Below are 15,820 nucleotides of genomic sequence, written 5' to 3' on the forward strand. Positions count from 1 at the left end.
TCGACGAAAGAGCAACTATTTTTATGGTTGCTCTTTTTGTTGTGAAAGAAGGTGAGTAATATGAAGTGATTTGATGGATTAATAGGTCTTTAGCTTCTAGTTATATTTAGTAAAGTAGTAGTTTTACAGGCGAAAATAATAGAAAAATAAGGAGATGTTTAATGATGAGTTTATTAGCTGATTCAGTCAAAACAAAGAATTTGCCACAACAGGTATTACGTTGGCAATCAATGGTAGAAAGCGAATGTTCTGCACAAGGTGTACCTGAGTTAGTTCCTTACGTGCTTGGAATTATTATGGTGGAAAGTGGAGGGAATTCTGAAACGACACCTGATATTATGCAGTCTAGTGAATCACAAGGATGGGCAATGAATACAATTAAAAACCCGAAAGATTCAATTTATTACGGAGTGAAGCATTTAAAGGGTGCTTTTGATGATGCGAAGAAAAATGGCATTACAGATTTAAGTGCCATTGTTCAATCGTATAATTTTGGACGAGCTTACCTTCGCTGGTTAGCTTCTAACAATAAACAGCATTCATTACCGGTGGCAGATCTGTATTCTAAAACGGTTGTTGCGCCATCACTTGGAAATACGACCGGTGCTATGGTGAAATATAGTAACCCTATCGCTGTTGCCTACAATGGTGGTTATCGATATAAAAACGGGGGGAATTTCTTCTACTCTGAAATTGTTAAACAATATGTAGATTTTGATGGAGGAACTGGTGGCGGTGACAATAAGCCGTTACAACCAAAAGGACTGGGAATTGCAACGTCTAAATACCCAGAAGGATGGGGCATCAATTTATATAGTGGTCCTGGAAAAGATGCTTGGTTTACAGGTCATGTCATTAATACAAAAATGCCATATTTAATTATAGATGCTGCTTGGTATGGCGGGAATGAAAATATGCTTTGCTTAGGTTGGGAAGCCTGGGCAAAAGAAGAACACTTTGAAGTGCAGTGGTTCCACGCTTACTCAAAATATCCAGCAGGTTATGGTATTAACACATATGATGGTCCAAATGGAAATTATAAAGGAAATGTGGATGGATCTTATCCATATGGTGTTTTTGCGAGAAAAGATGGTTACATTGATATTGGACAAAACACATGGGTAAAAGAAGAACATTTTAATGTAAGGTAATAACAAAGTTTTTTATTATTTGATTTTAAATTATAAATTTTAATATATAGAAAAAATATAAAAGGGTGCTTTTTTAAGTGCCTTTTTATATTACGTATGAATAGAAAGGAAGATTATTATGGCAAAATTTATTTATCCAACAGATACAACGAGAGTAACAAGTGGATTTCGGGGGAGCAGACCAGATCATCATGGGATAGATCTTGCTGAATCGGGCTATCATCCAATTTATGCAGCAGCTAGCGGACGAGTTAGTCGTTCTTATATTTCATCCAGTTATGGTGAATGTATTATGATTGTGCACACTATTGATGGGGTTACATGGGAAACAGTATATGCCCATATGCGTAGCGGCTCTCGAACAGTAAAAGAAGGTGATTATGTTACACAAGGACAAACTATTGGGGTTATGGGGAACACAGGGGATTCTAGTGGTCAACACTTGCATTTTGAATTGCATAAAGGGTCTTGGAACATTAATAAGAGTAATGCTGTGAATCCATTAGACTACTTAGGAAAAGGAGACGGTGGTGGTACAACTGAACCTTCTGATAAACCGCTACAACCAAAAGGGCTGGGAATTGCAACGTCTAAATACCCAGAAGGATGGGGCATCAATTTATATAGTGGTCCTGGAAAAGATGCTTGGTTTACAGGTCATGTCATTAATACAAAAATGCCATATTTAATTATAGATGCTGCTTGGTATGGCGGGAATGAAAATATGTTATGTCTAGGTTGGGAAGCCTGGGCAAAAGAAGAACACTTTGAAGTGCAGTGGTTCCATGCTTACTCAAAATATCCAGCAGGTTATGGTATTAACACATATGATGGTCCAAATGGAAATTATAAAGGAAATGTGGATGGATCTTATCCATATGGTGTTTTTGCGAGAAAAGATGGTTACATTGATATTGGACAAAACACATGGGTAAAAGAAGAGCATTTTAATGTAAGATAATATCTTTAAATCAGCATGTATTAAGTAGGATGAAAAAACTTGTTATCATACCTCTTGAGATGAGAGTAATATCTGTAAAATGCTGGGCGGAATATAGAGTGCGATTTTTGAAAGAGCAACTGATGTAAAAAGTTGCTCTTTTTCTTTTTTTGAATGTGAGGACCATAACCCATTATATAGAATATGGCCTGTCTGAGGATTTAGTTTCTAGATGTACTTAATAATTCAGTGGAATTTTAAATGATAAAAAATAAAAAAGGAGATAATCAGTAATGGAAATTAGAAAAAAATTAGTGGATCCAAGTAAATATGGTATAAAGTGTCCCAATACAATGACACCAGAATTCATCACAGTACATAATACGTACAATGATGCATCAGCAGAAAATGAGATATCGTATATGATTGGGAATAATAATTCAGTGTCGTTTCATGTTGCAGTAGATGACAAAGAAGCAGTACAAGGTATTCTGTTTGATCGTAATGCTTGGCATGCAGGTGATGGTAACGGAAATGGTAATCGTAAATCTATCGGAGTGGAAATTTGCTATTCTCTAAGCGGTGGGGATAGATATTACAAGGCGGAGGATAATGCAGCAATTGTTATTGCTCAGTTAATGAAACAATTCAATATACCGATTAGTAATGTACGTACACATAAATCGTGGAGTGGAAAGCATTGCCCACATCGAATGCTCGATGAAGGAAGAGTGGATCAATTCATTGAGAAGATAAACAAAGCATTTAATGAAGATAACAATAAACCACTACAACCAAAAGGGCTGGGAATTGCAACGTCTAAATACCCAGAAGGATGGGGCATCAATTTATATAGTGGTCCTGGAAAAGATGCTTGGTTCACAGGTCATGTCATTAATACAAAAATGCCATATTTAATTATAGATGCTGCTTGGTATGGTGGGAATGAAAATATGTTATGTCTAGGTTGGGAAGCGTGGGCGAAAGAAGAACACTTTGAAGTAGAGTGGTTCCATGCTTACTCAAAATATCCAGCAGGTTATGGCATTAACACATATGATGGTCCAAATGGAAATTATAAAGGAAATGTGGATGGATCTTATCCATATGGGATTTTTGCAAGAAAAGATGGTTATATCGATATTGGGCAAAACACATGGGTAAAAGAAGAACATTTTAATGTGAGATAAGGATATGAGAGTAGGATCACTCGTATGATTCTCTTTAATTTTTGAAAAGGAGATGAGAACGATGGAAGAACAAATCTTCAATTCAATGATTCAACAAGGAGCATTCGCAGCTTTATTTGTATGGATGCTGTTTACTACGCAAAAAAAGAATGAACAGCGCGAAGAACAATATCAAAAAGTTATTGAAAAAAATCAACAGGTCATTGAAGAACAAGCAAAAGCATTTAGTTCGTTGTCGAAGGATTTATCAGATGTTAAGCGAAAAATCTTGGGGAACGATGATGAGAAATAAAATATTAAAGTATTTGTCGCATATGCAGGTTCTCAAATAGGAATTCGATTCATATATAGCTAATGAGAAAAAGCCCTAATACCGATAAGTATTGGGGCTTTTTCTCATTAGCTATAGTGAATAAGGTTGTGGTGGATTTTTCAAGAGGAAAGAGTGAATGAAGTCTAATATTAATGTAAATGAAATGAAACTTTGAATGCTGCTTAGTTATAACATAGTTTTATTCAGAATTTTGTTAGTTCATTTTCTAAATTTAGGGAATAAATATAGTTTAGTACCTTGCAATAAACAATACTAAGTGGTATATTATGGATAAAACAGGTACCATGTATTGAACAGTACTAAGATAGGAAAGGAGGATGGCACTTGAACGTTCAATTTAAAAAAGGTGTGCTTGAACTTTGTGTATTAGCACTTGTAAAACGTAAAGATAGTTACGGTTATGAACTTGTTCAGCAAATTTCTAATAAATTTTTAATATCGGAAGGATCAGTATACCCTTTATTACGTCGTTTGACGAAAGAAGGGTATTTTCAAACGTATTTAAAGGAATCTACGGAAGGGCCACCTCGTAAATATTATCAATTAACAGAGCAAGGGGAGACGCAATTTCATTTGTTAGTAACAGAATGGCGTGATTTTGCGAAAGGGGTACAAGAAATTATTGAAGGGGTGGAATGGGATGAGTAAAGAAGGGTTTCTTAAAGAATTATCAAGTTATCTTAGAAAGTTACCAGAGGAAGAGAGGCAAGATATTTTATTGGATTATGAAGAGCACTTTCAGTTTGGACTAGAAGAGGGGAAAACTGAATCGGAAATAATACAGGGCCTTGGTTCTCCGAAAGTAATCGCGAAAGAATTACTTGCGATGTATCGCTTCGATGAAATGAAAAAAAATCCATCGACTTCAAATGTGACAAGAGCTGTTATGGCAGCGATTGGACTTAGTTTGTTTAATTTTATTATTGTGTTAGGCCCGTTAGTCGCAATTATTGCTTTTATATTTTCTTTTTGGATAGGTGGTATTGCTAGTGTAGTAACACCACTTTTCGTTATTGGAAAAGTATTTATGGGTACTTTTATATGGTTGGATCTTTTCGTTAGTATAACGTTTGTTGGAGTAGGTTTATTGTTATGTATTATCGCTTTTTATAGTACAAAGTGGTTTAAGAGATTGTGTGTACGATATGTAATATGGAACTTCAAAATGATAAAAGGAGAGTAAATGATGAAAAAACTATTTTTAATCGCTATCGCTTGTATCGTTATTGGAGTAATAGGAATTTCCCAAACATATGAAAAAGCAGTACAAACTGCTGAAAAAGGCGATAAAGAAAATGTAATTAAAAACAAAACATTAAAAAATATAGAAGTTAAGTTAGATGCCGGGGATATTATTGTTCAAAAATCTCCTGACTCTTCTTTTTATGTAAAGCAATCGGGAGATGTACGTAAACAAGAGATTCGTATCGCAGAAGATGGTGACACATTAAAAATTATTGGGGAAAGAGAAAAAGGTGCTTCATTTGATTTTTCTTTTTACGATTTTAGGTTTCAAACGTCTAAATTGACTCTACTTGTGCCCGAACGCTCTTACCAAGATGTAAAAGTAAATTCATCTGCTGGACAAATCGAAATGAGTGATGTGAAAAGTGATAGCGTAAGTGTTAGAACACTTGCTGGAGAAGTAGAGTTGAAACAAGTAACGGCTAAGAATGTGGAGGGATCGACAAAAGCTGGTGAGGTGAACTTTAAGAAGGTATTAGGGAAAGTGACCGCAAAAACAACAAGTGGGGAAATAAATATTCAAGATCATGATTCTAAATATAATCTAGAAGCAAGTTCAACTGCGGGAGATATAGATATTACTTTATCGGAAAAACCACAAGATGCGGTAATTACTGGGCAAAGTGCTGCGGGAGATGTAACGATTTTTAATGAAGAAAATAAAAATGTAACAATTGGAAATGGTAGTAAAAAGATTAGCGGTAAAACGGCTGCGGGAGATGTGACGATTGAAACTCGTTAATAAGAAATAGAATGCATGGAAATCTATCAAAATACAAAAAGAAGATAATTACCGTATATAAATAAGGTAATTATCTTCTTTTTGTTATTTTTAATGTAAATCACGATATACGCCAATTACTTTCCCGATAACTGACACTTGTTTTAAAATGATAGGTTCTAATGAAGAGTTTTCTGGTTGTAGACGGAAATGGTCTTTTTCTTTATAGAAACGTTTAACTGTTGCTTCGTTATCCTCTGTTAAAGCGACTACAATTTCACCATTATATGCAGACTGCTGTTGGCGAACAACAACTAAATCTCCATCGAAAATACCAGCTTCAATCATACTATCTCCAGAAATACGTAACATGAACACTTGGTCTGCTCCAGCAACAATACTAGCTGGAAGTGGGAAATGTTCTTCTACGCTTTCGACCGCTGTAATTGGTAAACCAGCAGTGACTTTTCCGACAATTGGAACTTGAATAACAGATTGTGTTTCCGTATCCATTCGGTCTTCACCTAAAATTTCAATGGCACGTGGTTTTGTTGGATCGCGTCGAATGTATCCTTTTTCTTCTAATCGTGATAAATGTCCGTGCACTGTAGAACTAGAAGCGAGGCCGACTGCTTGACCAATTTCACGTACGGAAGGTGGATATCCTTTTTCTTGTACTTTTAGCTTAATAAAGTCGAGAATGTCTTGCTGGCGTTTCGTTAACTTTTCCATGTTTTCTAACACCTCGTTTTCTTTCATTTTTCTTATTAATAAGTATAACATGTGAAAAAACATTCTACAAACATAAGTTCGAACAAATGGCGGATTTATGTTACACTATAGGGAAATAATAGGGAGAAAGAGGGGTTCAAAATGAATGCAATTATTTATGCACGTGTGAGTACAACGAAAGAAGCGCAAGAAACATCATTATTACGTCAAAAAGATGAATTATTGCATTTAGCTGAGCGCTATCAAATGAATGTTACTAAGGTGATTGAAGAGCAGGCTAGTGGATATACAATTGAACGTGACGGTATATTAGAGGTGTTGGATACAATTCGAGACGAACAAATTGATGTGTTACTTATACAAGATGAAACGCGTCTTGGTAGAGGAAATGCGAAGATCGCGTTAATGCATTGTTTACATAAAGAAGGCATAAAAGTATATACGCATACACATAATGGTGAATTACAATTGTCGGATTCTGATTCAATGGTATTAGATATTATTGGTATTGTTGAAGAATATCAAAGAAAGATTCATAATTTGAAAATTAAACGAGGTATGCAACGTGCAGTAGAAAAAGGTTATCGTCCAGAAAAAAATTTAAAAAATCGTCATTTAAGTGTAGGAAGAGAGAAAAAAGAAGTGCCAATTGAGGAAATTGTACGTTTGCGAAAAAGTGAACTCACGTTTGAAGAAATTGCAGCAACATTACGTGGATTTGGTCATAATGTTTCAAAGGCGACTGTACATCGTAGATATGTAGAGTATACGAAGCAATTGCTTGATAAAGAAGAGTAACTATTGTATGATAATAATCAGTTTTGATTAGAAGGGGGATTCGAGATGATTAATCACGAACTCGTTGAACGCATTAACTTCTTAGCGAAAAAAGCAAAAGCTGAAGGTTTAACTGAAGAAGAGCAACGTGAGCGTCAATCGCTACGTGAACAATATTTAAAAGGATTTCGTCAAAATATGTTAAACGAACTTAAAGGTATTAAAGTTGTTAACGAAGAAGGTACAGATGTTACACCGACGAAATTAAAAGCTTTAAAAAAGCAAGATAATGCAAGATTAAATTAAAAGATGGGCGAAGCCCATCTTTTTTATATGTAAAAATCGTTATTTAATAACTTTCCAGTTGTTATTAACTGTTGCTTCTATCGTTTTATGTTCCAATATATAATTAGCGATAAGTTCAGACATATCTGTGGGGATATCTTTTACTACCGGTTTGTTTTGAAACATAAAGAAATTTCCCCCGCCACTTGCACGATAATTATTCATTACAACGTCATATTCTTCATTCATATTAAGAGGAGCACTGTTATGCTGTAAAGATTCTACTCTTTCACCAATTGGTTTTGAAATGTTTAATACGTATGAAATCCCTTCCCACATATCATAATTATAATGTTGTGGCTTTGGTTCTATGTAGGTAGGACTTACGGTGATGGATCCCTCTGTTTTTAATGTGAAATAAGAAGCAGAGAGTTCAAGAGCATTTTTTATGTCCGCTCCAGTTAGTCTAATTACTTTTAATGTGTTCGGATAAATATAATTAGAAACGATGTCACGCATTGTTACATGTTCCGGGAAACCTGGAGATGTATTATGGAACAAACTTGTACAAGAAATTGATACATTAGCTATATCCATCTGTATTTTATTTATGAATTCGATAAAAGGATGATCATGCAAACGAGTTTGCATAGCATCTGAAATTTGCATATCCCCCTGAATGATTCCAATAGGTTGATCAAGCCACTTTTGTGTTTTCTCTTCGTAATCGGCTACCAATGAAAGTACATCTTGGTCAGCCTCAACTCCTTGTACAGATAATAATTCAGAAGAACTCTCTTTTTTAACCCATTTATGTTTTGTTTTTTCGAATGTTATTTTTACTTTTCCAACTGAGTTTCCATTACATCCGGTCTGTAAAATTGTTACACCGTTAGCCATTGTGTGAGCAATTTCCCGGTGCTGGTGGCCTGTTAATAAAATATCTATGTCTTCAATTTCATGGCACATTGCATATCCTTGGTTTTCTCCTGTTAAAACTTCAGTCGGTACCCCGGTTTGTAAATCTCGTTCAACTCCCCCGTGATACGCTACGACTAGTAAATCTGGTTTCTCATGTTTGCGAATGTAAGAAACCCACTTTTTCGTTGTTTCTAATGCATCTTCAAATTGTAAGTCTTTAATGTGATGGGGTTGTTCCCAATTGGTAATGTAGTGCGTTGTCACCCCTAAAATAGCAATTTTTATATTGGATTCAATCTGTTTGATTATATAAGGTTTTCCGAAATAAGGCTTCTTTATGTTTTTATCTAAAATGTTTGCTGATAGGTACGGGAAGTTCGCAGTAGTCACAGCATTATTTAATATATCCATCCCGTAATTAAACTCATGATTGCCGATAATTGCAGCGTCATACTGTAAGTAATTCGCTAATAAGGACATTGGGTTTTTTTTGTTTTTTTCGTATGTAACATAATGATAAGTAAATGGTGTTCCTTGAATAAAGTCGCCATTATCAATTAAAAAAACGTTTGTATTTTGGGAACGTTCTTTTTTTATAAGAGTAGAAATTTTAGCTAAACCAAGTTCTGCTGGGGAGTTATCTTGGTAGTGAATAGGATAAACAGTGCCATGTATATCGCTTGTTAATAAGATGTTTAAAGTTACAGTTTGATTTTGTTCCAATATGACTCACCTTTTCTATTGTTATCTTCCAATTCATCATATCAAATATGTGAAGAGAATTTTAATGTGAGTGTATAGAATGTGTAAAGATTCTGTAAATAATCAATTATTTGTAAAAATATGTGATATATTTCTTCATGTTTATGAAAGGTTATTTTATAACAATGAAAAATGGAGGCATTAATATGTTGAAAAAAGTTTTTGCAATGAGCACAACAGTTGTACTAGCAGCGGGATTATTAAGTGGCTGTGGAACGAAGGAATCAAGTGCAAGTAAAAATGAAGATACGAAAAAAGGGTATGTACCGAAGACTTTAAATGTTCAATTTGTTCCTTCTCAAAATGCAGATACGTTAGAGGCGAAGGCAAAACCGCTTGAGAAGCTATTAAGTGATAAGTTAAATATTCCAGTAAAAGTTAGTATTTCAACGAACTACAATACAATTGTAGAAGCGATGGCATCTAAACAAGTAGATGTAGGATTTTTACCGCCAACAGCGTACGTATTAGCACATGAAAAGAAGGCTGCAAATGTAATTTTACAAGCACAACGTTTTGGAGTAGAGGATGAAACAGGAGCTCCTACAAAAGATTTAGTAGATTATTATAAATCTGAGTTTGTTGTTAAAAAAGACTCTAATATAAATAGTGTAAAAGATTTAAAAGGTAAAAAGATTGGTTATCAAGATGTAACATCATCAGCAGGGTATGTATGGCCTGCAGCTGTTCTATTAAAAGAGGGAATTGATCCGTTAAAAGATGTGAAACCTGTTACATTAAAAGGTCACGATCAGTCGCTTATTGCTCTTTTAAATGGTGACGTAGATGCAGCTGTTGTATTCCAAGATGCTCGTAATATTGTAAAAAAAGATTATCCGAATATATTCGAGCAAACGAAAATAGTGAAATTTACGGAGAAAATTCCAAACGATACGATTTCGGTACGTTCTGATTTAGATGAAGAGTGGAGCAAGAAATTACAGGATGCTTTCATTGAAATTGGAAAAAATGAGGAAGGTCACAAAATCATTAAAGAAGTATATTCACATGAAGGATATGTTAAATCTGATGATAGTAAATTTGACATCGTTCGTGAATATGGGAAGAAAGTAAAAACGCAATAATACATATGGAAATGGCAGCTAGCTGAAAGGGAATGTTTTCAGTTAGTTTGCCGTTTTGAATACATAGAAGGTAGGTAAGATGTGTGATAGAATTTCGAAATGTCTCCAAAGTGTATCCAAATGGTACAAAAGGATTGAATAATATAAACTTGAAAATTCAAAAAGGTGAGTTTGTTGTAATGGTAGGGCTGTCCGGAGCTGGAAAGTCTACACTTCTAAAATCGGTAAATCGTCTTCATGAGATTACAGAAGGCGAAATCATGATTGAATGTGAGTCTATTACTGCTGCAAAAGGAAAAGATTTACGACGTATGCGCCGGGATATTGGTATGATTTTTCAAAGTTTTAACCTTGTAAAGCGATCAACAGTATTGAAGAATGTATTAGCTGGCCGTGTTGGATATCATTCGACATTGCGTACAACGTTAGGTTTGTTTCCGAAAGAGGATGTGGAGCTCGCATTTCAAGCGTTAAAAAGAGTGAATATTTTAGAAAAAGCATATGCACGTGCTGATGAATTATCAGGAGGACAACAACAACGTGTATCGATAGCTAGAGCATTGGCGCAAGAAGCAAAAATCATATTGGCAGATGAACCTGTTGCGTCGTTAGATCCGCTAACAACAAAGCAAGTATTAGATGATTTAAAGAAAATTAATGAAGATTTTGGAATTACAACAATTGTAAACTTACATTCTATTGCTTTAGCTAGGCAATATGCGACGCGTATTATTGGATTACATGCAGGCGAAATTGTTTTTGATGGTTTAGTAGAAGCAGCAACGGATGAAAAGTTTGCTGAAATTTATGGTGACGTAGCACAGAAAAGTGAATTGTTAGAGGTGGCAGTTAAATGAATGATGTGACGATATATTCGAAATCGATACCGAAGCCGCCGAGTAAGTTAAAACATATGTTAACGTTTATTCTATTCATTTTACTGTTGTGGGGAAGTAGTATACAGGTCGACGCATCATTTTCAAAGCTAGTAGTTGGTTTTCCTAATATAATGGATTTGTTAAAAGAAATGGTGCCGCCAGATTGGAGTTATTTTCAAGTTATTACAACAGCAATGTTAGATACAATACGTATGGCGATTATTGGGACGACTTTAGGAGCGATTTTAGCTATTCCACTTGCACTGTTTGCGGCAAGTAATGTGTTTACTAGTACATTTTTATACAGTCCAGCTCGATTGATTTTAAATTTTATTCGAACGATACCAGATTTATTATTAGCGGCAATTTTCGTAGCTATTTTTGGAATAGGACCACTTCCGGGTATTTTAGCTCTTACTTTTTTCTCAATTGGGCTCGTGGCGAAATTGTTGTATGAATCAATTGAATCAATTGACCCTGGCCCACTAGAAGCGATGACAGCTGTAGGGGCTAATAAGGTGCAATGGATTGTTTATGGAGTCATTCCACAAGTAAAAGCACACTTTGTTTCCTATGTACTATATACATTTGAGGTGAATGTACGGGCAGCGGCTGTCCTAGGTTTAGTAGGAGCAGGTGGTATTGGACTATATTATGATCGTACACTTGGATTTTTACAATATCAACAAACTGCATCTATTATCATCTATACTCTTGTTGTTGTATTGGTAATTGATTATGTAAGTACATTGTTGCGGGAGAAATTATAATGAGTAAAACGACGATAATCGTACCAAAACCGAAGAAACCGAGTGTGTATCGCTCGTTTATTTTTATAGCACTTACATTTGTTTATATATGGGCTTTTTCAGGAGTACCGCTAGAGGGAATAAAGGAAACGGCGGGAGAAATTACAAAAGCAATTATGACAGGGATATTGAGTCCAGACTGGTCGTATGTATCTTTGCCAGATGGTGAAGATTTATTACATGGATTAATTGATACGTTGGCAATTGCGATATTAGGTACATTTATTTCTGCATTTTTATCTGTTCCGTTTGCCTTTTGGGCGGCAACGAATATGAGTAGCGGAAAATTAACTTCAGGATCTGGGAAAATTGTACTTAGTTTTGTTCGTACGTTTCCTGAATTAGTTATGGCTCTTTTATTTATAAAAGCTGTTGGTCCAGGCTCTTTTGCAGGAGTATTAGCCTTAGGATTGCATTCTATTGGAATGTTAGGAAAACTATATTCAGAAGGAATTGAAAACATAGATAAAGGACCGACGGAAGCGTTACTAGCAACAGGAGCAAATCGTTTTCAAATACTTTGGTATGCGGTGTTACCGCAAGTGTTACCAGATTTTCTATCGTATACGTTATACAGATTTGAAATTAATGTACGATCCGCTGCAATTTTAGGGGTTATTGGAGCAGGAGGGATTGGTACACCTTTAATTTTTGCGCTGAGTTCACGGAATTGGTCTCGTGTTGGTATTATTTTATTAGGTATTATTTTAATGGTAATTATAATTGATTTGATTTCAAGCTCGATTCGGAAACGGATTGTTTAACTTATTTGAAAAGCATCGAAGTTAGATGCTTTTTTATGTTTTTAAAAACTTATTTAAAAAAGTAAGTATAGAAGGAATTTGTATAAATATACAGATAATTCCCTTTCTTTTTAAAATAAAAATAATGAAAAAGTATGTCATATTGAATGCCCATACATTCCCGGAAACATTGATTTTTTTATAAAAAATCAAAAAAATATCAACATATTTGTCGATACATGTTGTATAATCTTGCGTGGGAAGCTATCATATAAATGTATAAAACGTTTACTAATATAAGCGAAGGGAAGAATAGCATGTCACATTCAATCGAACAACTTTCTATCAACACGATTCGCACATTATCCATCGATGCGATTGAAAAAGCAAACTCTGGTCACCCAGGAATGCCAATGGGTGCAGCACCAATGGCTTATACATTATGGACTCAATTTATGAAACACAATCCAAATAACCCAACGTGGTTTAACCGTGATCGTTTCGTATTATCTGCAGGTCATGGTTCAATGTTATTATACAGTCTACTTCACCTATCTGGTTATGATGTAACAATGGATGACTTAAAGAACTTCCGTCAATGGGGAAGCAAAACTCCAGGACATCCTGAGTACGGTCATACAGCTGGTGTAGATGCAACGACTGGTCCACTTGGACAAGGTATTGCAACTGCTGTAGGTATGGCAATGGCTGAAAGACATTTAGCTGCTAAATATAACCGTGATGCGTATAATGTAGTAGATCATTATACATACGCTATTTGTGGTGATGGAGATTTAATGGAGGGCGTTTCTGCTGAAGCATCTTCATTAGCTGCTCATTTACAATTAGGTCGTCTTGTTGTGCTTTACGATTCAAACGATATTTCATTAGATGGCGATTTAAATCGTTCATTCTCTGAAAGTGTAGAAGATCGTTACAAAGCATACGGATGGCAAGTAATCCGTGTTGAGGATGGAAACGATATTGAAGCAATCGCGAAAGCAATTGAAGAAGCGAAAGCTGACGAAAAACGCCCAACGCTAATTGAAGTAAGAACGACAATTGGTTTCGGTTCTCCAAACAAATCAGGAAAATCAGCTTCACATGGTTCTCCACTTGGTGTAGAAGAAACAAAATTAACGAAAGAAGCATATGCTTGGACTGCTGAGCAAGACTTCCACGTAGCAGAAGAAGTATATGACAACTTCCGTAAAACAGTACAAGATGTTGGTGAAACTGCGCAAGCTGAGTGGAACACGATGCTAGGTGAATATGCACAAGCATACCCAGAATTAGCAAACGAATTCCAAGCAGCAATGAACGGTCAACTTCCAGAAGGTTGGGAGCAAAACTTACCGACTTATGAATTAGGATCAAAAGCAGCAACTCGTAATTCTTCTGGTGCTGTAATTAATGCAATTGCAGAGTCTGTACCATCATTCTTCGGTGGATCTGCTGACCTTGCTGGTTCTAACAAAACATACATGAATAACGAAAAAGACTTTACAAGAGATGATTACAGCGGTAAAAACATTTGGTACGGTGTACGTGAGTTCGCAATGGGTGCAGCAATGAACGGTATTGCACTACATGGTGGTTTAAAAACTTACGGTGGTACGTTCTTCGTATTCTCTGATTACTTACGTCCAGCAATTCGCCTTGCAGCATTAATGCAATTGCCAGTAACGTATGTATTCACACATGACAGTATCGCTGTTGGTGAAGATGGTCCAACACATGAACCAATCGAGCAATTAGCAGCGCTTCGTGCAATGCCAAACGTTTCTGTTATTCGTCCTGCTGATGGTAACGAATCTGTTGCAGCTTGGAGACTAGCTTTAGAATCTACAAACAAACCAACTGCTTTAGTATTAACTCGTCAAGACCTTCCAACATTAGAAGGTGCAAAAGATGATACGTATGAAAAAGTAGCAAAAGGTGCATATGTAGTTTCTGCAAGTAAGAAAGAAACGGCTGATGTAATCTTACTTGCAACTGGATCTGAAGTAAGCCTAGCTGTTGAAGCTCAAAAAGCATTAGCAGTAGACGGCGTTGACGCAGCTGTTGTCAGCATGCCATCTATGGATCGCTTCGAAGCTCAAACTGCAGAGTACAAAGAATCTGTATTACCAAAAGCAGTAACAAAACGTTTCGCAATCGAAATGGGTGCTACATTCGGATGGCACCGTTACGTAGGTCTTGAAGGAGATGTGTTAGGTATCGATACATTCGGTGCTTCTGCTCCTGGTGAGAAGATTATGGAAGAGTATGGATTTACTGTAGAGAACGTTGTTCGTAAAGTAAAAGAAATGCTTTAATGATTTCAGAAAAATCTCTCCGGCATGGAGAGGTTTTTCTATGTAAATGAGTTTTTTCGACAGAAAAAGTTTTTTATCTCTCCGCAGTCAGACAATCATTGCAAATTTTCTTATATATAATGAAGAGAAAAGGTTGTCCAGATTGGGAGTGGAAAAATGAAAACGTATGAATTGTATTTAATTCAAGAGGATATTGCGAAAGCTTATTTTGGTCGTGAATATTTGTTTTTTGATTTATTTGCTCGATTTTCAGAATCTGGGTCCCTTTCGGAGAAAAAAGTGTTATATAAGCAAATGATGTATATAACGATGCCATTGCAAGTAATGAAAATTCATCATAAATTAGAACAAGCTTTGCGCGTTCTTGGTAAATATGATAGAACACATCATACACATACACTTTATACGGGAGCGGAGTACGGCGAAATAATGGTGAAACCGCACTATATTCGTATGAATACCTCTGGAAATGTCTCTATGGAAACGACGTTCTTTGAGGTGTTAAGAAAGTGTGAATTAACATTTTTAGCTATGGATTATGAAAATACAAAGTACGGATGGCTGAATCCTCTAAAACAAGTACGAACATATGTGTAAAAAATGTCGAATTGTATCTTGTCTTATTGAAAAGGTTTTAGTACACTGTAAGGTAGACAACATGAAGGAGGAAAATATATGCCAATTTGGTTAGGTATTCTAGTGGGCGTAGTAGCACTAGTAGCAGGCGTGGCGTTAGGATTTTTCATTGCCCGCAAATACATGATGAATTACTTACAAAAAAATCCACCAATTAACGAACAAATGTTAAAAATGATGATGATGCAAATGGGACAAAAACCTTCCCAAAAGAAAATCAATCAAATGATGAGCGCAATGAACAAGCAACAAATGAAATAAGCGCTAAAAGACACTCGCTAAGAGTGTCTTTC

18 protein-coding genes are annotated in these 15,820 nt (G+C 35.7%); 16 read left to right on the top strand and 2 right to left on the bottom strand.

Translation table 11 applies throughout. The annotated features are described in order from the left end of the window. The first annotated feature begins 164 nt into the window (after window positions 1-164). The 7 genes from MKY38_RS03830 (at window position 165) to MKY38_RS03860 (ending at window position 5,602) form a co-directional block, all read left to right on the top strand. The gene (locus MKY38_RS03830; protein ID WP_242320602.1) at window positions 165-1,151 is read left to right on the top strand and encodes a lysozyme family protein; all 987 of its coding nucleotides are present in this window, start codon (window positions 165-167) and stop codon (window positions 1,149-1,151) included. A gap of 118 nt (window positions 1,152-1,269) precedes the next feature. Continuing rightward, on the top strand, window positions 1,270-2,112 hold the full coding sequence (locus tag MKY38_RS03835; RefSeq protein ID WP_006920050.1) for a M23 family metallopeptidase: 843 nt from the start codon (window positions 1,270-1,272) through the stop codon (window positions 2,110-2,112). A 272-nt stretch (window positions 2,113-2,384) separates the two neighbouring features. Next, window positions 2,385-3,281, top strand: coding sequence for a peptidoglycan recognition protein family protein (locus MKY38_RS03840; RefSeq protein ID WP_016123244.1), 897 nt, complete (start codon window positions 2,385-2,387; stop codon window positions 3,279-3,281). Between the two features lie 61 nt (window positions 3,282-3,342). Beyond that, window positions 3,343-3,573 carry a BhlA/UviB family holin-like peptide gene (locus MKY38_RS03845; RefSeq protein WP_000392444.1) on the top strand — a complete coding sequence of 77 codons (231 nt, stop codon included), beginning with the start codon at window positions 3,343-3,345 and terminating at the stop codon, window positions 3,571-3,573. Between the two features lie 366 nt (window positions 3,574-3,939). Further along, window positions 3,940-4,263 (top strand): PadR family transcriptional regulator, encoded by a 324-nt coding sequence (locus MKY38_RS03850; protein WP_001102628.1) that lies wholly within the window; start codon window positions 3,940-3,942, stop codon window positions 4,261-4,263. Then, a complete protein-coding gene (locus MKY38_RS03855) occupies window positions 4,256-4,798 on the top strand; it encodes a DUF1700 domain-containing protein (protein ID WP_000031384.1) in 543 nt (180 codons plus the stop codon). The genes MKY38_RS03850 and MKY38_RS03855 overlap by 8 nt, the downstream gene beginning before the upstream one ends. Beyond that, window positions 4,799-5,602 (top strand): DUF4097 family beta strand repeat-containing protein, encoded by an 804-nt coding sequence (locus MKY38_RS03860; RefSeq protein WP_006920048.1) that lies wholly within the window; start codon window positions 4,799-4,801, stop codon window positions 5,600-5,602. 90 nt (window positions 5,603-5,692) lie between these two features. On the opposite strand, the gene lexA is transcribed toward MKY38_RS03860, so the two are convergent. Further along, on the bottom strand, window positions 5,693-6,313 hold the full coding sequence (gene lexA, locus MKY38_RS03865; protein WP_000413738.1) for a transcriptional repressor LexA: 621 nt from the start codon (window positions 6,311-6,313) through the stop codon (window positions 5,693-5,695). 141 nt (window positions 6,314-6,454) lie between these two features. Between lexA and MKY38_RS03870 the strand changes: the two genes are divergently transcribed. Together MKY38_RS03870 and MKY38_RS03875 are read left to right on the top strand one after the other, a co-directional pair. Then, entirely contained in the window at window positions 6,455-7,111 is a 657-nt protein-coding gene (locus tag MKY38_RS03870; protein ID WP_000991469.1) for a YneB family resolvase-like protein, read from the top strand. Between the two features lie 45 nt (window positions 7,112-7,156). After that, window positions 7,157-7,396: a DUF896 domain-containing protein gene (locus MKY38_RS03875; protein WP_000607016.1), complete on the top strand. Its 240-nt coding sequence runs from the start codon at window positions 7,157-7,159 to the stop codon at window positions 7,394-7,396. Between the two features lie 39 nt (window positions 7,397-7,435). On the opposite strand, the gene MKY38_RS03880 is transcribed toward MKY38_RS03875, so the two are convergent. Further along, a complete protein-coding gene (locus MKY38_RS03880; protein WP_341048120.1) occupies window positions 7,436-9,019 on the bottom strand; it encodes a bifunctional metallophosphatase/5'-nucleotidase in 1,584 nt (527 codons plus the stop codon). A 185-nt stretch (window positions 9,020-9,204) separates the two neighbouring features. On the opposite strand from MKY38_RS03880, the gene MKY38_RS03885 reads away from it, so the two are divergent. The 7 genes from MKY38_RS03885 (at window position 9,205) to MKY38_RS03915 (ending at window position 15,788) form a co-directional block, all read left to right on the top strand. Then, window positions 9,205-10,143 carry a phosphate/phosphite/phosphonate ABC transporter substrate-binding protein gene (locus MKY38_RS03885; protein ID WP_000915065.1) on the top strand — a complete coding sequence of 313 codons (939 nt, stop codon included), beginning with the start codon at window positions 9,205-9,207 and terminating at the stop codon, window positions 10,141-10,143. An 83-nt stretch (window positions 10,144-10,226) separates the two neighbouring features. After that, complete coding sequence (gene phnC, locus MKY38_RS03890; protein WP_000569245.1) at window positions 10,227-11,000, top strand: phosphonate ABC transporter ATP-binding protein; 774 nt, start codon at window positions 10,227-10,229, stop codon at window positions 10,998-11,000. Then, the gene (gene phnE / locus MKY38_RS03895) at window positions 10,997-11,791 is read left to right on the top strand and encodes a phosphonate ABC transporter, permease protein PhnE (RefSeq protein ID WP_001000763.1); all 795 of its coding nucleotides are present in this window, start codon (window positions 10,997-10,999) and stop codon (window positions 11,789-11,791) included. Before phnC ends, phnE (MKY38_RS03895) begins: the two co-directional genes overlap by 4 nt. Further along, a complete protein-coding gene (gene phnE / locus MKY38_RS03900) occupies window positions 11,791-12,594 on the top strand; it encodes a phosphonate ABC transporter, permease protein PhnE (RefSeq protein WP_000047893.1) in 804 nt (267 codons plus the stop codon). The genes phnE (MKY38_RS03895) and phnE (MKY38_RS03900) overlap by 1 nt, the downstream gene beginning before the upstream one ends. 296 nt (window positions 12,595-12,890) lie before the next feature. Beyond that, the gene (gene tkt, locus MKY38_RS03905) at window positions 12,891-14,891 is read left to right on the top strand and encodes a transketolase (protein WP_000019766.1); all 2,001 of its coding nucleotides are present in this window, start codon (window positions 12,891-12,893) and stop codon (window positions 14,889-14,891) included. A 156-nt stretch (window positions 14,892-15,047) separates the two neighbouring features. Then, the gene (sirA, locus tag MKY38_RS03910) at window positions 15,048-15,488 is read left to right on the top strand and encodes a sporulation inhibitor of replication protein SirA (RefSeq protein WP_000860645.1); all 441 of its coding nucleotides are present in this window, start codon (window positions 15,048-15,050) and stop codon (window positions 15,486-15,488) included. A 78-nt stretch (window positions 15,489-15,566) separates the two neighbouring features. Further along, window positions 15,567-15,788 (top strand): YneF family protein, encoded by a 222-nt coding sequence (locus tag MKY38_RS03915; RefSeq protein WP_001123317.1) that lies wholly within the window; start codon window positions 15,567-15,569, stop codon window positions 15,786-15,788. Window positions 15,789-15,820 lie beyond the last annotated feature (32 nt).

This window comes from Bacillus sp. FSL R5-0585 (genome assembly GCF_038004545.1).
Classification (GTDB): domain Bacteria; phylum Bacillota; class Bacilli; order Bacillales; family Bacillaceae_G; genus Bacillus_A; species Bacillus_A cereus.